This window comes from Rhodobacter sp. SGA-6-6, assembly GCF_011043545.1.
Taxonomy (GTDB): Bacteria; Pseudomonadota; Alphaproteobacteria; order Rhodobacterales; family Rhodobacteraceae; genus Pseudogemmobacter.
In genome coordinates this window covers 96,611-116,364 of the sequence record NZ_JAAKGP010000006.1, presented here as the reverse complement: position 1 = coordinate 116,364, position 19,754 = coordinate 96,611, and the positions used below count along the sequence as shown (strand labels likewise).

Genomic DNA, 19,754 nt, shown 5'->3' with positions numbered 1-19,754 from the left:
GCGAATGCCCCGCGCCCGGCTCCGGCCCGCCACAATTCCGCCCGATCCCGCCGGCTTACTCGCCGCGGGAAATCCCGTCCGACGAAGGGCGGGAGCAAGGTGACTATTACGAGGGCCTTCGAGATGACCAACCGTCGGACGAGAAAAGCGGCTGCGCTGAACCGGGTTGCGCCCTTCCTTCGGGATGAAAGCGGCGTGATGGCGCCGCATATCCTGATCTTCTTCTTCCTGATGCTGCTGGTCGGCGGCATCGCCGTGGACCTGATGCGCTTCGAGAACAAGCGCGTGGCCGTCCAGCAGACGATGGACCGCGCCACCCTGGCCGCCGCCAGCCTGGAGAACGACCTTCAGCCCAGGCAGGTGGTGGAAAGCTATTTCGCGACCGCCGGGGTCGAGAGCGAACTCGACGAGGTGGTGGTGGTCCAGGCGATGAACTCGCGCACGGTGAAGGCCAAGGCCAAGGTGCATTCCGACAACTACTTCATGTCGATGATGAACACGCCCTTCCTGGAGGCCGACAACCGCTCGCAGGCCGAGCAGCGGGTGACCAATGTCGAGATTTCCCTCGTGCTCGACATCTCGGGCTCGATGGCCTCGAACAACCGGATCAACAACCTGAAGACGGCGGCCAGCGAATTCATCGACACCGTGCTGGACCAGGACACCGAGAACAAGATCTCGATCTCGATCGTGCCCTACAACGGCCAGGTGAACCTGGGCCCGGTGCTGTTCTCGAAGTTCAACGTGACCAACGCGCATGGCAACGTCGACACGCGGGAAGATTCCTATTGCCTCGACCTGCCGACCTCGACCTACAGCTCCACCGCGCTGTCGCGCACCACGCCGTTGCCGCAGACGCCCTTCGTCGACAGCTGGTCCTCCACCACGCAAGGCACATCCTACGTGGCGATCACCGGGCCGACGATTTCGGGCGGGCTCTACTCGAACATGTGGTGCCAGCCGAACGAAAAGACCTATGTCTCGGTCCACCGCAACAACCGGACCGCGCTGAAAAGCCAGATCAACAACCTGATCGCCGTCGGCGCGACCTCGATCGACCTCGGGCTGAAATGGGGGGCGATGCTGCTGGACCCCGGCTCGCGCTCGATCGTGTCCGAGATGTCGGCGGCCGGCGAGGTGCCCGGCTATTTCTCCACGCGTCCCGCCGCCTACGGCGACAAGGAAACCCTGAAGGTCATCGTGCTGATGACCGACGGCGAGAACTTCGAGCAGGAACGGCACGGCGACAACTACCGCACCGGCATCTCGGACATCTGGCAGACCGGCAGCAACGGCTACATGTCGATCTTCCATGCCTCGAAGGTGGACAACAAGGACGCCACCACCCTCTGCAACAGCCGGCCGTTCTATGTGCCGCATCTGAATGCCTGGCATTCGCGGCCCTGGAACGGCTCCACGCCCGGGTCCAAGGACTGCTATAAGCCCAACCCCTCGCCTCCCTATACCAACGTGCAGCGGTTGACCTGGCAGGCGGTCTGGGCGCAGGCCCGGACCAACTGGGTGGCCTGGCAGCTTTACGCCCGCGCGCTCGGCGGCTCCAGTTCCTCCAGCCGGAACGCCTATTTCGACACCTGGGTCAACAACTTCCGCAGCTACACCGACACCGGCACCATGGACGCGCGGCTCGACCAGGTCTGCGAGGCGGCCAAGGCCAAGGGCGTGCTGATCTACGGCATCGCCTTCGAGGCCCCGGCCGGCGGCGCCAGCGCGATCAAGGGCTGCGCCTCCTCGCCCGCATCGACCTATTTCTTCGACGCCAACGGGCTGGAGATCCGCACCGCCTTCGCGCTGATCGCCTCGAACCTCAGCCAGCTGAGGCTGACGCAATGATCCGCCGCGCCCTCTCCCGTCTGTTCCGGCGCGAGGACGGCACCGCCACGGTGGAATTCGTGCTGGTCGTGCCGGTGGTGATCTCCATCTTCATGGCCTCGGTCGAGGCCGGCTTCTACATGGCGAAGCACGTGATGCTGGAACGCGGGCTGGACCTGGTGATGCGCGACATCCGGCTGGGCAACCTGGGCACCTTCGAGAACAACAAGCTGCGCAAGCTGATCTGCGAGGCGACGCCGATCCTCGTCGATTGCGAGAATACCCTGATGGTCGAGATGCGCCCGATCTCGACCAGCACCTTCGCCATTTCGGCGGACCCGGCCACCTGCGTCGACCGCGGCGAGTCGACCGAGGTCGACGACCATGTCGAGCCCGGCGGCTCGAACGAGATCATGATCATCCGGGTCTGCGCGATCCAGGACCCGATCTTCCCCTCCACCGGCATCGGTCTGCACCTGCGGGCCGACGCCCGCGGCGGCTACCAGATGGTGACCGCCTCCGTATTCGTGAACGAGCCGCGGTGATGCAAACCGCGCCGAGAGCAGAGGTGACCCGAGCATGACATCCCTTCTTCGCCAGATGCGCCGCTTCCGCGACCGGGAGGACGGGCTCATCATGACCGAGTTCCTGGTCCTGCTGCCGCTGCTGGTCTGGACCTTCATCGCGCTCTTCGTCTACTGGGACGCCTTCCGCACCATCAACCAGGCCCAGAAGGCCGCCTATTCGGTCTCGGACCTGATCTCGCGGCAGAACGAGGTCGACAGCACCTTCGTCAGCGGGATGCAGACGGTGACGGAATACCTGCTGAACGATTCCCCGAACGTGAAGCTCCGCATCACCTCGGTCAAATACAAGGAATCGGACAACAAGCTTTACGTGCTGTTCTCCCGCTCGCCCGGGAACAAGATGCCGGCGCTGACCAACACCAGCGTCAACACCTCCGCCTTCCGCGCCCGCATCCCGATCATGGCCAACCAGGACAGCGTGGTGATCGTCGAGACCGAGGTGGATTATCACCCGGGCAAATACAACCACACCCGGCAGGGCACCAACGGCGTGCGCTACAGTTTCGACGTCGGCATCCCGGATTCCACCTTCCGCAATTTCGTGGTCACCCGGCCGCGCTATTACCTGCAGGTCTGCTTCAAGGGCGTGGCCTGCCCCTCGATCATCTGACCGCTTCCTGCCGCCGCGCCGCCGGGCCCTTCCGCCCGGCGGCGCGCGCGTCTATCCTGCCGCGACCGAAGCCACAGGACCGTCCCGGCAGATGCCCCTTTCCCGCCGCCCCCGCCTTCTGCCCTGCCTGCTGGCGCTGGTGCTGGCCGCCTCCTGCACGCCGCTGCCGGATTTCGCGGCCTTCCCCGAAGGCGCCGACGCCCCGCCGCCCGCCCTGCTGCCGATCGACCAGCTGCTGGCCGGGACCGACGCCCCCGCCGTGGCCGAAGCACAGGGACAGGGCCTCTCCGCCCGCGCCGCCAGGCTGCGCGCCCGCGCCGCGCTGATGCGCGGCCCGGTGCACGACCCGGAGACCCGCGCCCGGCTGGCCGCCGCGGTCCGGGCCGGGCGGGCCTGACCCCGCCGCCGCATTGCGCGCCGCCGCCCGAACGGCTAACACCCTGCCCGAACGCCTCTCCGAAAGGTCCTGCCATGCCCGCTGCCCCCCTCCGCCTCGGTCTTGCCGGTCTTGGCACGGTGGGCATCGGCGTGGTGAAGATCGTCCAGGCCGAGGCCGAGCTGATCGCCGCCCGCGCCGGCCGCCCGGTGGCGATCACCGCCGTCTCGGCCCGCGACCGCAGCAGGAACCGCGACGCCGACCTGTCCGGCTATGCCTGGGAGACCGATCCCGTCGCGCTGGCGCGGCGCGGGGACGTGGATGTCTTCGTCGAGGTGATGGGCGGCCATGAAGGCGCCGCCAAGGCCGCCACCGAAGCCGCCCTTGCCGCCGGCAAGCATGTGGTGACCGCCAACAAGGCGCTCCTCGCCCATCACGGCCAGTCCTTGGCCGAGGCCGCCGAGGCCGCCGGCCTGTCCCTGCGCTTCGAGGCCGCCGTCGCCGGCGGCATCCCGGTGATCAAGGCGCTGACCGAGGGCCTCGCCGGCAACCGGATGAAGCGAGTGATGGGGGTGATGAACGGCACCTGCAACTACATCCTGACCCGGATGCAATCGGCCGGCCTGCCCTACGACCAGGTGTTCGAGGAGGCCCGGAGCCTCGGCTATCTGGAGGCCGACCCCAACCTCGACGTGGGCGGCATCGACGCCGGCCACAAGCTTTCCCTGCTGGCCGCCATCGCCTTCGGCACCCGCGTCGCCTTCGACGCGGTGGAGCTGGAGGGGATCGGCAATGTCTCCATCGACGACATCCGCCTGGCCGAGGACATGGGCTACCGCATCAAGCTCCTCGGCGTCGCCCAGATGACCGGCCGCGGGCTGGAACAGCGGATGACACCCTGCCTGGTCCCGGCCGACAGCCCCTTGGGCCAGTTGCAGGGCGGCACCAACATGGTGGTGCTGGAGGGCGACTCCGTCGGCCAGATCGTCCTGCGCGGCCCCGGCGCCGGGATGGGGCCGACGGCATCGGCGGTGATGGGCGACGTGATCGACCTCGCCCGCGGCTTCCGGGTGCCGACCTTCGGCATCCCCGCCGCGCAGCTGGTGCCCGCCCAGCCGGCCCGCGCCGCGACACCCGCGCCCTACTACCTGCGGATGACGCTGGTCGACAAACCCGGCGCGCTGGCCAAGATCGCCACCTGCCTGGGCGACGCCGGCGTCTCCATCGACCAGATGCGCCAGTATGGCCACGAGGGCGCCAATGCCCCGGTGCTGATCGTCACCCACAAGGCCGCGCCGGACGACCTGGCCCATGCCATGGCCCGCTTCGCCGCCACCGGCGTGCTGACCGGCGCCCCGGTGGCGATCCGCATCGAAGAGGTCTGACCGGGATTCCCCGCCGTTAGCGTCACCACGCTTGCGGCCCCGTCCCGCTTCCGGCTAAGCCTCGGGCAAACGCCAGAAGGGGACAGATCATGGCCGACGCCAAGGAATTCCAGGACCGCCTGCTTTCGCTGGGCCTCGCCCGCGTGTCCGAGGCCGCGGCGCTGGCCTCCGCCCGGCTGGTCGGCCGCGGCGACGAGAAGGCCGCCGATCAGGCCGCCGTCAACGCCATGCGCGACCAACTCAACCTCCTCGACATCAAGGGCGTGGTGGTGATCGGCGAGGGCGAGCGCGACGAGGCGCCGATGCTTTACATCGGCGAGGAGGTCGGCAGCGGCAACGGCCCGGCAGTCGACATCGCGCTGGACCCGCTGGAAGGCACCACGCTGACGGCGAAGGACATGCCGAACGCGCTGACCGTCATCGCCATGGCCCCGCGCGGCACGCTGCTGCACGCCCCCGATGTCTATATGGAGAAGCTGGCCATCGGCCCCGGCTACAAGCCCGGCACCGTGACCATGACCATGAGCCCCTCCGAACGGGTCTCGGCGCTGGCCGCCGCCAAGGGCGTCTCGACCGAGAACATTACCGTCTGCGTCCTCGAACGTCCCCGGCACGAGGAGATGATCCGCGAGATCCGCTCCACCGGCGCCTCGATCCGGCTGATCACCGACGGCGACGTCGCCGGCGTCATGCATTGCGCCGAGCCGGAAGTAACCGGCATCGACATGTATATGGGATCGGGCGGCGCACCCGAGGGGGTGCTGGCCGCGGCGGCGCTGAAATGCATGGGCGGGCAGTTCTTCGGCAAGCTCCTCTTCCGCAACGACGACGAGCGCGGGCGGGCCAGCAAGGCCGGCATCACCAATTTCGACCGGGTCTATACCCGCGACGACCTGGTGCGCGGCGACGTGATCTTCGCCGCGACCGGGGTCACCACCGGTTCCCTTCTGGCCGGCATCCGGCGCGAGCCCGGCTGGGTGACGACCGAGACCCTGCTGATGCGCTCGAAGACCGGCTCGGTCCGCCGGATGACCTACCGCAGCCCGCTGCGGTAGGCGCCCCCCGCATCCTCCACCTCCTCTCGGCCCGTGCCGGGGGCGCAAGATGACCTGAGGGCCCGCCCCGGCTGCGGTCGCCATATTGCGCGGCTTCGCCGCAAGCCTTTCCTCTCGCCTCTGCGCGCAAGCGCGCAACCGGCTCGGAGGTGCCTCCGGCGGGGATATTTAGGGGCAGGTGAAATGGAAGAGAGTTCTCCTTCAAATTCACCTGCTCCAAATATCCTCTGGGGGTCCGGGGGGCGAAGCGCCCCCGGTCCGACGGCGGCGGCAAGGGGCTCCGCCAGCCTCCCGCGCAGGGCAAAGCGCTTGCAGCCGCCCGCCCGCTCTGGCACCCCTTGGCCATGTTCCCTTCCCCCGCCTTCCTTTCCGTCGAGTCCTCGCTGACCGGCCGCCGCTGGACCGGCCCCGATCCGGCGCAGGACCGGCTGGCCGAGGCCATCGCGCAAGGCTCCCGGCTGCCGCTGCCGCTCTGCCGCATCCTCGCCGCCCGCGGCGTGGCGGCCGACGGGGCCGAGGCCTTCCTCGCCCCGACGCTGAAGGACCTGCTGCCCGACCCGCGCAGCTTGCGCGACATGGAGAAGGCCGCCGCCCGTTTCCTGGCCGCCGTCGCCGCCCGCGAGAGGATCGCCGTCTTCGCCGATTACGACGTGGACGGCGGCGCCTCCGCCGCGCTGCTGATCTGCTGGCTGCGCGCCATGGGCCGCGAGGCCACGCTCTACATCCCCGACCGCATCGACGAGGGCTACGGCCCGAACGTTCCCGCCATGCAGGCCCTGGCCGCCCGGCATTCCCTGATCCTCTGCGTCGATTGCGGCACCCTCAGCCATGCGCCGGTGGCCGCTGCCGCCCCGGCCGAGGTGATCATCCTCGACCACCACCTCGCGGTGGAGACCCTGCCGGCGGCGCTGGCGGTGGTGAACCCCAACCGGCAGGACGAGGACGGCAGCCTGTCGCATCTCTGCGCCGCCGCGGTGGTCTTCCTGATGCTGGTCGAGGCCAACCGGCAGCTGCGGGCGCAAGGGGCGCGGGGGCCCGACCTGATGACGATGCTGGACCTGGTGGCGCTGGCGACGGTGGCCGATGTGGCGCCGCTGACCGGGGTCAACCGGGCGCTGGTGCGGCAGGGGCTGAAGGTGATGGCGCGGCGGGAACGGCCGGGGCTGCGGGCGCTGGCGGACATCGCGCGGATGGATGCGGCGCCGACCTCGCACGCGCTCGGCTTCCTGCTCGGCCCGCGGGTGAATGCCGGCGGGCGGATCGGCCAGGCCGATCTCGGCGCCCGGCTGCTGGCCACCGCGGACGAGCGCGAGGCGGCGGCGCTGGCCGAACGGCTGGACCAGCTGAACAGCGAGCGGCGCGAGATCACCGAGCGGGTGCGCGAGGAGGCGCTGGCCCAGGCCGAGGCCCGCGGGCTGGACGCGCCGTTGGTCTGGGCCGCGGCCGAGGGCTGGCATCCCGGCGTCGTCGGCATCGTCGCCGCAAGACTGAAGGAGGCCACCGGCCGCCCCGCCGTGGTGATCGGGCTGGAGGGGGCGGAGGGCAAGGGCTCCGGCCGCTCCGTCCCCGGCGTGGACCTCGGCGCCGCCGTGCAGCGCGTCGCCGCCGAGGGGCTGCTGGTCAAGGGCGGCGGCCACCGGATGGCGGCCGGGCTGACCGTGGCCCGCGACCGGCTGGAAGAGGCGATGGCGCGGCTTTCCGATCTGCTGGCCCGGCAGGGTGCCGGCGCCGGCGGAGTGCGGGAGCTGCGGGTCGACGGCCTGCTGATGCCGCAGGCCGCCACGCTGGCGCTGGCCGAGCAGATCGAGGCCGCCGGCCCCTTCGGCGCCGCGGCCCCCGCCCCGCGCTTCGTGCTGCCCGAGGTCACCCTGACCGCCCGCCGCATCGGCGAATCGCACCTGCGGCTGTCGATCCGCAACCCCGGCGGCCAACCGCTTGAGGCTGTGGCCTTCGGCGCCTTCGACGGCCCGCTCGGCTCGGCGCTGGAGACCACGGGGACCCGCCCCTTCCACCTGGCGGGCAAGCTGGAGGTCAACAGCTGGGGCGGCCGCAACCGGGTGCAGCTGCGGCTGGACGACGCCGCCCCGGCCTGACGGAAAAGCCTTCACTTTTCCTCTTGCGCATCGCGGCGGCCCCGATTAGACACCGCTCCACCGACAGCGTGGCCCGTTCGTCTATCGGTTAGGACACCAGGTTTTCAACCTGGGAAGAGGGGTTCGACTCCCCTACGGGCTGCCACTTCGTCATGATTTCCCTTTCTTTTCATGATGTTGCGCGGTGCGATTGTCTAACCTGTCAGAAAGGTTAGACAACTTCTGTTCCGCTTTCACCCCAGACACTCGTGACAAACCTCGGTCGGCAAGCTTCGCTCGCCCAGCCTTTTTCGTGTAGGTCGCACCCTCCTTCGGGGTCGCGTGAGCAAGGAAGCTCATGACCTCCAATTCGGTCCCGCCTTCCTCTGCAATCCTCGTCGCCTGCCCCTTGCGCAGGCCATGCGCAGAGCAATGCGGAAGCCCTGCCGCCTTGCACTGATCCTTGAACCAGTTGCCGAACGTTTCGGGCTTGTATGGCCGCCCCTCGCCGTGGGTGAGGAACAGCATCCGGTCGGCAGGCACTTGCCGCAATTCGTCGGCCAGATCGGGCAGAATAGGATAGTCGCCGCCGATCTCGGTCTTGTGCCGCCGGTATCTGATCCGGTCGCCCTCGATGTTCTGCCAGCCGAGGCGGATCACATCTTGTCGGGCCGCGCCGGTGTTCATCATCAGCAGCGCCGCCAGCCGGGGCTTGGTGCCGGGCTGATGGAACGCCAGAAACTGCGCAATCTCGGCCTCGGTCCAGGTGTGGTATCCGTCGGGGTTTTCCTTGCGCCGGTCGGCATACTTGGCCGGGTTGTGCTTCAGGTCGGCCAGCGAATACTTGATTGCGAAGTTGAACAGCATCGAAAGGTTCTTCTTCACCGTGTTCGCAGCGGTCGGCCCGGCTTTGCGCGCCATGATCGCCTCGACGTGCCGGGTTTCGATCCGCCCGGCCTGATACTGCCCGACCTCGCCCCGCAGCCAGTCCAGTTCCCGGCGGATCGTCTTGCGGCGAATGTCCGACAGGTTCAGGTGTTTCGGGCTGCGCAGGTAGTTCTCGATCAGCCAGGCGATGGTGCCATAGCTGGAATTGCTCCGCGTCACTGGCTCGGCGGCCCCAGCCACAGCAGCCTCATAGGCGGTGCGGAACTCGGCAGAGCCATAGGGGCCGGGCAGATACACGTCAGCCCTCCCCTTCCGGCGGAAGCGCCAACGCACCTTGCCGTGCCGGTCCAGAAACCGGGAGACGCCGGGAAAGGGGTTGCGGGGCTTTCTCATCTGCGCAGCAGCTCGTCGGGATCGGGGCCGACACCGGCAGAGGGTGCCGCGCCCATCGGGAAGATGATGACCTTGCCCGTGATGTGATCGACCTCGATCCGGCCAATGGCAATGCCACCAGCCACGGCACCCTTCACGGAACGCCTGATTTCGGTCTCGGTCACAGTCGCGGGACGGTTCGCCATCAGGCCGCGGCCTCCTGACGCTCGGTCGGCTGATAGATCGCCCGCAGGTGCTGGACGATCTGCGCATTCATCGAACGGCCCTCAGCCTTTGCGGCCTGCCTGATCTGCTCGCGCATCCCCTCAGGCAGGCGGAGAGGGAAATTGGGCTTCTGCGCCTTGGTCATCGTCAACTTACCCCTTGCTGTGCACATTGTCGTGACATTAGACGTGCACTTGACGCCAGTCAAGCGTAGCCTTAGCCGTGCCATCAGCGGTGACAGGAGGAAGACATGGCCAAGGAACCGGAGGATGAGCAACCCTCGGGCAACGAGAACATCCGGCGCGTGTATGCGCTTCCCGCTGAAATGGTGGAGCGGATAACCAAGTTTCAGAAGGACAAAGGTTTGGCGTCAGAGGTTGAGGCCGCTCGTCGTCTGATAGACGAAGCCCTAAAGTCGCGCGACAACATGCAAACGATCATCAACCGACTACTGGCAAGGCTTGGTCAGACAAAGATTGCTGCAGAAGCAGCTCGTGACGTTTTGGTCGGACACCCTCTAGTGGTATCGGTGACCTTCAAAGCCGATAGCGTTGCCTTTACCCTGAAAGACGGTGGCGACGCGACAGTGTATGAAAGTGGTCATGTATTCGCAAAGCCAGGCGACTATTCCGGCGAATGGGTCTTTGACGACAACGAAAACAAATATGCAGGAGGAAACTTTGAGGTGCCTTTCTGAGTCTCGAAGCAGCCCTACACCCTTCTGATTGCCAGACAAGCACCGCCGCGCGTATGATCAGCCGGGACCATTCTGGGGGAAAACCATGTTCTATATTCGCCTGTCGCCGTCTTTCGATGTGGACGATTGCGTTGAAGATATTGAACTGCCGGAAGTCCCGGCGGTCGGCGACACGATCATGATCGACTCGGGCGAAGGGGTGCCCGTCACCTATCGCGTCAAGGCCCGGCGGTTCCGGGTGGACTTTCTCAAAGGAAAACAGATCGAGCTTGATCGCCCTCGCGCCCTGCTGCACGTCGAAGAAGTGACCGAACCGACCTACCAAATCCTCTGATCTATGCCTTGAGCAACATGGCATCCTGCCGGAGCCTTTCGGCCAGCCCGGCAAGATCCTCGATAGACATTGCATAGTGGGTCGTCTCAGTGCCGGAGCGGATCGCAAGGATGCACTCGCCCGGCATCGACGGGGCCGTGAACACCCGCGCCTCGGCAAAGCTGTAAATGGTCAGGGTCTTGTCGGTCATGGTCATTCGTCCTGCCAATCAATGAAAGACAGTGCATCTTGCAGGGTCGCGCCGTCGATATTTGCCTCCTTGGCTTGCGCCAGCGCCTGCAACATTGTCGCCAGCGCCCGCGCCTTGCCGCCCGCGTCGAACGCCTGCATGGGCCGCACCACGTCTATTTTTACGGCCTGCCCGAATTTCTCTGTCGCTTCCTCGGCCATCAGCCCGGCAATGGGTTGCAGGATCAGCTGCGCCAGGTGTCGCTGCGCCTCGCGCACAAGCGGGCCGGTGGTCGCCGGGTTCTGTAGCCCCGGCAGGATGCCGAAGGCGGAGAAGACCGCGCCCTTGGCTTCGCGCAGCAACTCGCCCGCCAGCGTCCGGGACAGGTCCGGGGAGAGCTGATCGGGGCTTTTGCCGATGTTGGGATTCATTCCTGCGGCCGTCGCCTGGGCCACACCCTCGATCACCAGCGCGGCCCCCCTGCGCCCCCGGAAGCCCTGCCGCAGCTGTTCCATGTCGTCGGCAGAGCCTTCGGGCACCGGCACGATCTGCGACCCCAAGGGAGCATCGCGGAACACATCGCGGATCGCAGTTTCCAGCTCGGCCAGGAGCTGCGCCGAGAGGCTGGACCGCCGCAGCGGTGCCGTGCCCGCCCATGGCATGACAGCATCGGAGCCGATCCTGAAATGCAGCACCTCGCCCGCCAGCGCGATTTCCGAGCGGCCACCGCCTGCCTCGCTGATCTGCAAGCGGTAGGAGCGCGGTTCACCGTCCCGCGTGGTCACGTCCCAATCCGACACCGGCACCAGCCGATCCCGGATCAGGAACACCGCCTCGCCCCGCAGCGCCAGAGCGCGGGCCGTGACGGCCAGGGTGCGCCGGGTCAGCAACTCGGTGCCCGACACATCGGCCAGGCTCAAACCGCCCTCCCAGAGGCTTACACAGCCCTGCACCGTAGCGGTCAGCTCCCCAAGGCCAGCCGTGCCGCCAAGGTAGGATGCCCGCGCCGCCATGATCTGCGCCGTGTAGCCGCTGCCCGAGGATCGGGTTTCAGCTACGGGCTTGCGCCGGAAGATGTCCATCAGCCCCATGTCAGGCCCTCCACCGATTGAGCGGGTGCCGCCTGCCGCCCAGCCATGGCCCCAGATCGGCGAAGGCCCAGGACCGCGCCTCGATCTGCGCCTCGGGATAGGCGGGAACCGTCACCGCCGAAACCTCGAACAGCTGCGCCCGCGTCACGGTGCGCACCAGGTCATCCCCGCGCCCCACAACCCGATCCCCGCCAGGCGGAACACGAAACCCTGGCGACAGGCCCCTGATCAGGCCCGAGGCATGGGCGGCAAGGAAGTCCCGCGCCCAGCTGGTGCCGCCGTCGATCCGCGCTTCGATCATCACCGCCGCATCGGTATCCGTGACGGTCAGGGTGCCCGCCGCCCGGGAGGCGAGGGGCTTTTCATAGTCGTGACCAGCCAGCAGGTGAATGTCCTCGCCCGCTTCGATCCGGTCAGCGAAGGCCCGGGCGGCGATAACCTCCCGCCGCCCGGGTGCAAGCTCGGTTTCAGCGCCATAGGGGAACGTCGCCCGAAGGCGGGTTTCCCCGCCCTCGCTGCGAAGCTCAAGCCCGCCGAGAGACGCGCCCCACAGCATCACGAACCGCTTTCGGCCAGCTCGAGGCCGGTGACGATTTGCAGCTGCGAACCCCGCGCCACGGTCAGGTCAGCCGTGGTCAGGGCCGTGAGCCGCAGCCCGCCCGACTGGGCATCGCTGTAGGGATCGCGGATCAGATCCACCGCACCCCAGAGGCCGACGAAGATCGGGGCCACGCCGCCCGCGGCCGTGGTCAGCAGCACCGAGGTTTCCAGCGGGGGACCGCCAGCCGGAGCCGCCAGCGCATTGGCGCTCTGCACCACACCACCGAGCTGCGCCGCGATGCGCGACCATTCGGTGATGCCGGTTCCCGCGAAGGCTTCCACGCCGTCGAGGAAGTCCCACAGCTCGGGCCGCACCAGCGCCTTGACCGCACCCGGCCCCGCCGCCGCATTGGCGGTCATGAACCGCACCACGGCAGCCCGCAGCGCCGCCCAGGTCGCTTGCCCGCCCGCATCGGTCGTGGTGATGCCATAGGTGGCCGGGGTCGTCATGACGCCAAGGGGCTGGCCGGTCGCGCCGGTGCCGAGGAAGATTGCCTTGTCCAGCTCGGCCGCCATCGTGCCCGACATGTCGCGCCGGATCGCCTGTTCCAGCGCATCGCCCGATTGCAGCAGCGCCTTGCGGCTGATCCGCATATGGATGCCGAGGGTCTGTTCCGGTTTCAGGGCCTTGTCGGTCGTGGCATAGGTCGTCGGGCCGGCCACATTGGCAAGCTCGCCGTTCGCCCAGCCCGCCGTCACCGCCGAGGTGGTGACAGGCCATTCCACCGCGCCGGTGCCGATCTGGATCAGCTGCGCGCCCATCTGCGCCGCCACCGAGGCCGGGAAAAGCCGGTCGATGATCGGGCGCGTCTGGATCGGGTCCGGGGTGCCCGAGGCGATGGTTTCGCCCGCCCGCTGTTCCAGCGCCATGAGCGGAACCGGGATGCCGCGATAGCCGCCAGCGTTGCGCAACTCCTGCACCACTTCGGCGGTCTTGCCCGACAGAGCCTTGCCCTCGTCCAGATGCAGCACCGCCTGCCGCAGTTCGAAGCCCGCCACCAGATCGGCGAACTGCCGGTCGGAGCGGGTTTCCAGATCGCGGCCAGCCTCCCGCCGCTCGCCATCCTCCGCGATCAGCGCCGCCCGATAGCGGGTTTCGACGGTCTGATACTCACGGTCGAGGTCGCCCATCTGGCGGATTTCGTCTTCGGTCGGGGTATCCTTCCCGGCAAGAGCCGCAAGGGATTGGCGGATTTCGGACTGCCGCCGCATCAGTTTCACAGATTCCAGCATTGTCTTACTCCATTGCCGGGGTTGCAGGGGCCGCAGCCAGATCGACAACGGCATCGGCCCACGCTTTTCGCGCAGGGGATTTCTCTTTGTGCCCGCACTCGAGGCGGGTCTTTTTGGTGTGACAGCCGGGGGCGAGGGCTTGCAGATTGGCCGGATCGAAGGCCAATTCCGGGTGCGTCCGCACGGGCTTGATGTGGTCCACCTCGAGCCTGCGCCGCTCACCGCAGCCGCAAGCACAGGTCCAGCCGTCACGCTCGAGGATCTGTTGCCGAAGCACTCGCCAGCGGGCGGTCGAGGTCACGCGCTTGGAGTGGCGGGTATGTTCCTTGCGAGAACTCATGTCGCGGTGCCCCCCTCTGCCTCGAGGGTCAGGAAGGCAGGGCCGAACCCCTCGCGCCGGATGCCGCGAATATTCAGGACGCGCCCGCGCCACCTGATCCGCATTGTTTCGTCAAGGTCGGAGCGGTTGCGGATGATGAACAGCGTTGTGAAAGTCGCGGTCAGCCGGTCGGCCACGACAGACTCGGTGCCCGCCTTGGCAATCACCTTGGCCGGAACACGGGCCGCACCGGGCAAGGTTGCCCAGGTGGTTTCAAAGCCGCCGCCGCCGTCTGAAACACGGGTCAGCTTCTCGATTGCGATATGCTCGCGCAGGTCGCCAGAGGTCACAGCCATAGCGCCCTCGCTTTCCGGGCCGGGGCCGCCTTCATCCGGGCACCCTGCGCCACGGCCAGAACCGCAGCCGCCGCCGCGTCGATGCGCCCGAGGCTGCGCGCCTTCGCCAGTTTGGCATTGCCTGCCGGGTCAATGAGCGTGATTGCATCCGAGAAGGCAGAACGCAGAAGCATGGACGGGGTGCAGATCACTTCCCCGTCGAACAGCGCCCGCCGGAACCGCTCGATGTCCTCGGAGCCGTCTTTCCAGCCGAAACCCCGCCAGATGAACGGCACCCGCGCCAGCCCCGCCGCGTTCATGGCTTCGGTGAATTCGGCATGGCGGAAGCGGTCGCCGACGATGCAATCCGGGGTGATGCCGTCCAGGTGCTTCACGACAGCCGCCAGCCACGGGCCAGGCGGCACGGTCGCCTCGCCCATCGTCAGCAACTCGCCCCGTTCCTGCATCTGCACATAGCGGTCAGACACGCCGTCAGCCGCGCCACGGTCGGCAAGGCTCGGGGTGCTGGGGAAGGTGCCCAGAGCCTCGAGCCGCCCCGTGTCGGGCCAGTAGAACGCCGCTGCCGACATGCTGCGAGAGCCGCCGAGGTCAACGCCCAGGACACAGGGGCCGGAACGCTCGGGAAGCTGATCCGGGGCAACCTCTGCCGCCAGCCATTCGTCAACCGTGACCAGCACCGACCTGTCTTCGGTCGAAACCCGCTCGTTGCGGTTGAGGTTGCGGAAGCTGGACAGGGCAGAGCCGCCCCGTGCAATCGCCCGTCGCGCCTGCGCCACCAGCCAGTCGGGGGTCGAGCCGATGCCCTCGGTCGCGCCGGGGTTGGCTTGCAGCAGGCTTTCCAGATCGTCAGCAGGCAGGCCGAAGGCGGGCCGGTGTTCCTGGACAAAGGTTCCCGGCGGCGGATCGTCCAGCCAGCGGGAGAAGGTGTTCGCATCATCCGGGGCAGAGGTCGAGATAATCAGCGCCCGGCCATCGCGCTTGCCGAGGCCGGAGAGGATCGCGTTTTCCAGCGCATCGCCCTTTTCGGCCACCCACGCCGCCCGCTCGTCCAGAATGGCAAGGGTCGGGGCACCGCCGAGAATGGACTTGCCGTCAGCCGCGATGACGCGCGCCAGCCCGCCGCCGTTGCCCTCGAACTCAACCTCGAGCTTGGAGCCGCGCCGGATCGTGAAAGCCGCCTGATCTTCCTCCGGCAGCCCTTGGATGTAGCCCAGCAGGAAGTTGAACGCCGTCCGCGCCTGATCCCGGTTCCGGGCCGCAAACAGGATTTCCCGCTTCGGCTGCGGTTCCCGGTGCAGAGCGCCGACCAGCTCGGCCAGGGCAAGGCCAGCCGAAAGCGCCGTCTTTGCGTTGCCGCGACCGATCGACAGAACGCCGACCATGACGCCGGGGGCCAGCGCGCCGCGAACGAAAGCCCTCTGAAACCCGGCCAGTTTGAGAGGCTTTCCGGCGGTGCGCCCCTCGGGAACCGTCAGCAGCTCGAGGAAGGTCAGCGCCCGGTCGGCCTGGCTTTCCCCCGGGATTTTTCCCAGAAGCGAGAAAGCAAGACCCCCCCCGCCGATCCCCGCCCCCGCAGGCCCCCGGGCATTGGCACCAGAACCGGCCAGCGCCTTGCGCCGGTCAGCCGCCTTCGCCTCGCTTGATCCGGGCATCAGGCCATCATGGCGCGGTCTGCCCCTCGGGCGCTTCACTCGGTCGCTGGCGGTGGCAGGCATAGCCGCACCCCACGATAGCGGGCCGTGATCCGCGCCGCTGCCATCGACAAGCCCAGAGGCCGGTCAGTCTCGCCGCCTCGCGCATCGAACAGCATGGCCGCCTGGTCGATGATTGCCAGCTTGATGTCGTCGGGCAGATCGGCAGCAGCAGGGGGCAGCGTGTATTCGGCTGCATGGGCCACATCACCGGCAGCCGCCGAGAGGATCAGCAGCATGTCGGGGTCGTCGTCCGCATGGTCAATGCGGGCGTGGAGCTTGGCAGCGGTGAGAAGATCGGAAACGTTCATGGTCCGTTCTTATCACACAATGGGGTATTATGCTACCTCAGTGAATTTGAACATAATCCGAACACCCGCTACTGCCCCCTCTCCCCCTCATGCAGGGGGGGCGGTGTATTATGATCTTTGCCGGAATCTGCCATTTGCCCGAAGCGGTATTGACCGGCTCGCCGCCCTCGGATTGGCGCCTGCACCTCGATGATGAACCCGCGCCCCAACAGCACGTCGCGGGCCGCCTGTATCCGGGTTCGATGCCACGGCGGACTCCCTGCGGCGCTCATGGCGGTTGGCGCAATGGCAAAGCTCGGCCGCCCCCGGTGCCAGCGTCGGAACATCTGGAACAGCACCAGCGCATCGGGCGCGTCTATCAGTGCATCCATGATCCGATCCGCCTCGGTGACGGCGGGCTTGCGCAGGCCGAGGAAGTTGCGGCCCTGCACCTGATAGCCCCATGCGCTGCGGGCGCAAGCTTCGGCCTCGGGACTGGCGAGAGGATCGGGGAAGGCCTCGTTCCACGTCGCCGCCACGTCGATCAGCGCCTCAACATCATCGCAGTGCCGTGCCTGTGTCATGCAGTATCGCCAGAGTGCATTGTTGCGCTCGCCCACATGGACGCCAGCGGGCGCCCGCTCGAAACTTTCGGCCCGCAGGCAGGGCAGCCGGTGCAGATCATCCAGCCCGCCACGCTCGAAGACATAGGCCGCGCCCAGATCTTCCCGCCATGACGGTGGCGCGATGGTGAACCCGGCGCCCAGCACATCCACCGGCAGCCCCTCGAAGGGCCGGATACGCCGCCCCTCACCATTGTGCCGAAACCAAAGTTTGCTCTTGCCGGTCGCCGTGCGGATCGTGATCGGGGTTTCGCCGAAGCGATCCACCGCCGCTGCGGTCCACGCCTCGCCCACCGCGTCAACGTCGATCTCCACCAGCCCGGACGGCGGCCCCATGACGATACCGATCCCGTCGCACGCCGCCAGCTTCGGCGCCGATGCCCATCCGCGCGCCCGCCGGGCATCCGCTGTCTGCCAGCCCTTTACCGCCGGACGCTTGGTCCTCGCATCGACGGGAAACACGGGAAGGCCAGCCGCCAGATAGGCGGACAAGCTTTTGTCATACACGCCCATGCCGTCACCTCGGCCCCGGCAGAAGCAGGCGGGAAACTTCCTCGCGCTCGCGTTTTTCGCTGGCCTCGTCCATGCCGTATTGAACGAAGTCGATATGCCGCTCGATGGCCTCACGCAGGATTTGCGCGATGATGTCAGGGGGCAGCGCCTCAAGCTGGCAGGTGCCGCCCGTCCAGCCCTTGGACCGGCTGTCGGTGGCCTTGGGCGGGGCGGTCGGCAGATCGTAAATCCGAACCTGCGAAGCGGTCAGCGCCACCCGCTCAAACTGAACGGTGATAAGCCCGTGCCTGCGGTCAGCTTCGACAAAGGCAGCCACGTCCTCGGCCACGCTGTCAAAGATGGATTCGCCGCTCGGGTCGTAATCGCCCAGGTGCAAGATGACGGTCGGCTTTTCGATCCGGCAAATGCGGTCGGCCAAGTCCTTCTTCGCAGTCAGGCTATCAAAGCCGCCCGATGAATAGACCTGCACTGAATAGGGGCTGGCAGCGTCGTGGAGCTGCGGCAGCATCCCCGCCGCCTCGCACCACACCTCGATGTGGTATTCCTGCCCGGCCAGCTTGTCGCGCTTGTAGTTGCTGCTGAGGTAGCGCAGGTGCGCAATGAAGGCGTCCCGGTCATCCCAATGCAGATTGTATTTCGTCGTCACGCCATCGTCGCGGATCGCGGCGAATGGGATCATCCGTGCCCGCCGGGCATTCGCAAGGTGGTGGCAGAGGCGACCATAGGCCGCCTCCGTCTTGTCATAGCCATGCGCACCAACCAGCCGATAGAAGATCTGGCGGCAGGTCAGGGGCCAGTATTGGCGGTATTCGTCCAGCACGGCCTGAGCCTGCGCCAGAAGCTCCCGCGTCTTGGCTTGGGGGTTGTAATGCTCGATGTAGCCACGGGGCCGGGAAGTTTTCGGGCAGGCCGTAAATTCCCCAGCGCCGGTTTTACGGCCTGCTGGAATATTCACGCTGTCAGCCCTCAATCGCCCGCGAAAGGCTCATGATGTCGAGGCCATTGTTCAGATCGTCCGCAAGGGCATGGATCTTCTCAAGCAGGGCCACCGCTATGTCATGGTGTTCCCGGTAGTCGATCACCGCGTTCAGGGCTTCCGACAGGCAGGAGGCTTGCAACGCTTTCGTTTGCAGGTCCGATAGGTGCTTTTTGAGAGCCGCGTTCATTGCGCCGCCCCCTCGATCAGGTCCAGCGCCTCGGCCAGAGCCGCGCGGGCTTCCAGCCGGTTCCGGTCGGTCATGTCGGGGGATTCGGTCGCGTCCAGTGCGATCAGGATCAGGTCGCGGATCAGATCGGCGGAATGGACTTCGCCAGTGAAATCTGCGATGATGCGGGAAGCAAGCTGGACCGCTTTGCCATTCGCCCCGTGTGCCGCTCCAACGGCAGCGGGGCTTTCCATTTCCGGCCCCGATTCCGGGTTAGCCAACGCGCCGGTTTCCCCAATGTTTTCAATGGGGGGATGAGGGGCGGTTAGACAATCGGAAGTCGTTGAATTGTCAGGAGACTTTACGCCCCCTACGGGCTGCCACTTCTTCCTGCAAGCTATCCGCATGGGGTATTTCCTCATCCTCGTCCAAACCCTGACGGGATGGACGATTTACCGGGGTGTCCGAAGCCGCTGCCACGAATGCCTGCTCTTCAAGCCGCGCAGGCGAGCCGCCCGACGCGAACTCAAGGACATAGGTTGCCGGGCCGGTTGCCGTGACCGGCCTCAGTGCAGGCGCTGCCGCAGGCTTTCCACCCAGGCCTGTTCGACCAGCCCCGCCAGCCAGCGCAACCGCGATGGGTGGCGGGCCAGGGAAGCCGGCGCAGAGATCGCCCGCTCCAGCGCCAGGGCGACCAGATCGTCCGCCCGGGCCTGGTCGCCCGTCAAGAGCCGCGCCATCAGCCGCAGCGGCGGCAGCAGCGCCGTGCCGCCGGCAAGATCCGCCTCGTCGGGGCCCAGCATGGCGGTGGCCTCGGCAATGGCGCGTTCGGCGAGGATCGCCCGGACGATCTCGTCCAGCCCGGCGACCTTGCTCACGCGGCGGATATCGCGGAACCGCTCCGGCAGGCTCAGCTCGTCATAGGCGCTGTAGAAGACGAAGGGCACCAGCCGGTCGGCCAGGGCATCGGCCACCGGGAAGACCAGTTCCCGCCCCAGCCGGATGTCCAGCACCGCCACGCTGATGGCGTCGCTGCGGGAGATGTGCTCGATCGAATCCCGCACGGTGCCGACCGGCCCCAGCACGATGGCCCCGGTCCCCTCGAACCTTTGGGCCAGGTCGTCGGCCAGGAAATATTCGTCCTCCACGATCAGGATGCTGTAGCCCCGCAGAAGCCGCGCCTGCATTCCGCCGGAGCCGGTCGCAGGGCTTCCGCCCGGAGGCGGAGATGAGGGGGCCAGCTTCATTCCGGCAATGTTCCCTCGTCGGTGCCTTCGCCGGCCCCCCTGTTCC

General features: G+C 67.3%; 25 protein-coding genes and 1 tRNA gene. 10 read left to right on the top strand and 16 right to left on the bottom strand.

All coding sequences use genetic code 11. The annotated features are described in order from the left end of the window. Positions 1-198: 198 nt before the first annotated feature. From G5B31_RS12860 to G5B31_RS12825, 8 genes are all read left to right on the top strand, one after another. Entirely contained in the window at positions 199-1,851 is a 1,653-nt protein-coding gene (locus tag G5B31_RS12860; protein ID WP_165018266.1) for a TadE/TadG family type IV pilus assembly protein, read from the top strand. Then, positions 1,848-2,375: a TadE/TadG family type IV pilus assembly protein gene (locus G5B31_RS12855; RefSeq protein ID WP_205911932.1), complete on the top strand. Its 528-nt coding sequence runs from the start codon at positions 1,848-1,850 to the stop codon at positions 2,373-2,375. The genes G5B31_RS12860 and G5B31_RS12855 overlap by 4 nt, the downstream gene beginning before the upstream one ends. Before the next feature lie 34 nt (positions 2,376-2,409). Then, the gene (locus tag G5B31_RS12850) at positions 2,410-3,027 is read left to right on the top strand and encodes a TadE/TadG family type IV pilus assembly protein (RefSeq protein WP_165018264.1); all 618 of its coding nucleotides are present in this window, start codon (positions 2,410-2,412) and stop codon (positions 3,025-3,027) included. Positions 3,028-3,118: 91 nt separating this feature from the next. Continuing rightward, complete coding sequence (locus G5B31_RS12845; RefSeq protein WP_165018262.1) at positions 3,119-3,424, top strand: hypothetical protein; 306 nt, start codon at positions 3,119-3,121, stop codon at positions 3,422-3,424. Between the two features lie 74 nt (positions 3,425-3,498). Further along, positions 3,499-4,788 carry a homoserine dehydrogenase gene (locus G5B31_RS12840; RefSeq protein ID WP_165018259.1) on the top strand — a complete coding sequence of 430 codons (1,290 nt, stop codon included), beginning with the start codon at positions 3,499-3,501 and terminating at the stop codon, positions 4,786-4,788. 89 nt (positions 4,789-4,877) lie between these two features. Beyond that, entirely contained in the window at positions 4,878-5,843 is a 966-nt protein-coding gene (gene glpX, locus G5B31_RS12835; RefSeq protein ID WP_165018257.1) for a class II fructose-bisphosphatase, read from the top strand. A gap of 344 nt (positions 5,844-6,187) precedes the next feature. Beyond that, on the top strand, positions 6,188-7,936 hold the full coding sequence (recJ, locus tag G5B31_RS12830; RefSeq protein WP_165018256.1) for a single-stranded-DNA-specific exonuclease RecJ: 1,749 nt from the start codon (positions 6,188-6,190) through the stop codon (positions 7,934-7,936). A 70-nt stretch (positions 7,937-8,006) separates the two neighbouring features. Continuing rightward, positions 8,007-8,081 (top strand) — tRNA-Glu (locus G5B31_RS12825). Positions 8,082-8,086: 5 nt separating this feature from the next. Here the strand turns inward: G5B31_RS12825 and G5B31_RS12820 are convergent. The 3 genes from G5B31_RS12820 to G5B31_RS12810 form a co-directional block, all read right to left on the bottom strand. After that, positions 8,087-9,100 carry a tyrosine-type recombinase/integrase gene (locus tag G5B31_RS12820; RefSeq protein WP_346763914.1) on the bottom strand — a complete coding sequence of 338 codons (1,014 nt, stop codon included), beginning with the start codon at positions 9,098-9,100 and terminating at the stop codon, positions 8,087-8,089. 92 nt (positions 9,101-9,192) lie between these two features. Further along, positions 9,193-9,381: a hypothetical protein gene (locus G5B31_RS12815; RefSeq protein ID WP_165018254.1), complete on the bottom strand. Its 189-nt coding sequence runs from the start codon at positions 9,379-9,381 to the stop codon at positions 9,193-9,195. Continuing rightward, positions 9,381-9,545 carry an Arc family DNA-binding protein gene (locus tag G5B31_RS12810; protein ID WP_165018252.1) on the bottom strand — a complete coding sequence of 55 codons (165 nt, stop codon included), beginning with the start codon at positions 9,543-9,545 and terminating at the stop codon, positions 9,381-9,383. The genes G5B31_RS12815 and G5B31_RS12810 overlap by 1 nt, the downstream gene beginning before the upstream one ends. A 105-nt stretch (positions 9,546-9,650) precedes the next feature. On the opposite strand from G5B31_RS12810, the gene G5B31_RS12805 reads away from it, so the two are divergent. Both G5B31_RS12805 and G5B31_RS12800 read left to right on the top strand, forming a co-directional pair. After that, on the top strand, positions 9,651-10,097 hold the full coding sequence (locus G5B31_RS12805; protein WP_165018250.1) for a hypothetical protein: 447 nt from the start codon (positions 9,651-9,653) through the stop codon (positions 10,095-10,097). Positions 10,098-10,182: 85 nt separating this feature from the next. Continuing rightward, positions 10,183-10,431 (top strand): hypothetical protein, encoded by a 249-nt coding sequence (locus tag G5B31_RS12800; protein ID WP_165018248.1) that lies wholly within the window; start codon positions 10,183-10,185, stop codon positions 10,429-10,431. Position 10,432: 1 nt separating this feature from the next. Here the strand turns inward: G5B31_RS12800 and G5B31_RS12795 are convergent, their stop codons facing one another. The 13 genes from G5B31_RS12795 to G5B31_RS21085 all read right to left on the bottom strand — a co-directional run bounded on the left by G5B31_RS12795 (position 10,433) and on the right by G5B31_RS21085 (position 19,648). Beyond that, complete coding sequence (locus tag G5B31_RS12795) at positions 10,433-10,621, bottom strand: hypothetical protein (protein WP_165018246.1); 189 nt, start codon at positions 10,619-10,621, stop codon at positions 10,433-10,435. A gap of 2 nt (positions 10,622-10,623) precedes the next feature. Beyond that, positions 10,624-11,691, bottom strand: a complete 1,068-nt coding sequence (locus G5B31_RS12790) for a hypothetical protein (RefSeq protein ID WP_165018244.1) — start codon at positions 11,689-11,691, stop codon at positions 10,624-10,626. Between the two features lies 1 nt (position 11,692). Next, on the bottom strand, positions 11,693-12,247 hold the full coding sequence (locus G5B31_RS12785; RefSeq protein WP_165018242.1) for an HK97 family phage prohead protease: 555 nt from the start codon (positions 12,245-12,247) through the stop codon (positions 11,693-11,695). Then, positions 12,247-13,524: a phage major capsid protein gene (locus G5B31_RS12780; RefSeq protein WP_165018240.1), complete on the bottom strand. Its 1,278-nt coding sequence runs from the start codon at positions 13,522-13,524 to the stop codon at positions 12,247-12,249. Before G5B31_RS12780 ends, G5B31_RS12785 begins: the two co-directional genes overlap by 1 nt. Before the next feature lie 4 nt (positions 13,525-13,528). Further along, on the bottom strand, positions 13,529-13,864 hold the full coding sequence (locus tag G5B31_RS12775; RefSeq protein ID WP_165018238.1) for an HNH endonuclease: 336 nt from the start codon (positions 13,862-13,864) through the stop codon (positions 13,529-13,531). Continuing rightward, complete coding sequence (locus tag G5B31_RS12770; RefSeq protein WP_165018236.1) at positions 13,861-14,199, bottom strand: phage head closure protein; 339 nt, start codon at positions 14,197-14,199, stop codon at positions 13,861-13,863. The genes G5B31_RS12775 and G5B31_RS12770 overlap by 4 nt, the downstream gene beginning before the upstream one ends. After that, the gene (locus tag G5B31_RS12765) at positions 14,190-15,851 is read right to left on the bottom strand and encodes a terminase large subunit domain-containing protein (RefSeq protein ID WP_205911930.1); all 1,662 of its coding nucleotides are present in this window, start codon (positions 15,849-15,851) and stop codon (positions 14,190-14,192) included. The genes G5B31_RS12770 and G5B31_RS12765 overlap by 10 nt, the downstream gene beginning before the upstream one ends. A gap of 35 nt (positions 15,852-15,886) precedes the next feature. Beyond that, entirely contained in the window at positions 15,887-16,201 is a 315-nt protein-coding gene (locus G5B31_RS12760; RefSeq protein ID WP_165018234.1) for a head-tail connector protein, read from the bottom strand. Between the two features lie 68 nt (positions 16,202-16,269). After that, positions 16,270-17,316: a bifunctional DNA primase/polymerase gene (locus tag G5B31_RS12755; protein ID WP_165018233.1), complete on the bottom strand. Its 1,047-nt coding sequence runs from the start codon at positions 17,314-17,316 to the stop codon at positions 16,270-16,272. Positions 17,317-17,320: 4 nt separating this feature from the next. Next, the gene (locus tag G5B31_RS12750) at positions 17,321-18,271 is read right to left on the bottom strand and encodes a hypothetical protein (RefSeq protein ID WP_346763913.1); all 951 of its coding nucleotides are present in this window, start codon (positions 18,269-18,271) and stop codon (positions 17,321-17,323) included. Between the two features lie 4 nt (positions 18,272-18,275). Next, a complete protein-coding gene (locus tag G5B31_RS12745) occupies positions 18,276-18,482 on the bottom strand; it encodes a hypothetical protein (RefSeq protein WP_165018231.1) in 207 nt (68 codons plus the stop codon). Beyond that, the gene (locus G5B31_RS12740; protein ID WP_165018229.1) at positions 18,479-18,715 is read right to left on the bottom strand and encodes a hypothetical protein; all 237 of its coding nucleotides are present in this window, start codon (positions 18,713-18,715) and stop codon (positions 18,479-18,481) included. The genes G5B31_RS12745 and G5B31_RS12740 overlap by 4 nt, the downstream gene beginning before the upstream one ends. Before the next feature lie 312 nt (positions 18,716-19,027). After that, the gene (locus G5B31_RS21085; RefSeq protein WP_205911928.1) at positions 19,028-19,648 is read right to left on the bottom strand and encodes a hypothetical protein; all 621 of its coding nucleotides are present in this window, start codon (positions 19,646-19,648) and stop codon (positions 19,028-19,030) included. Between the last annotated feature and the right edge of the window lie 106 nt (positions 19,649-19,754).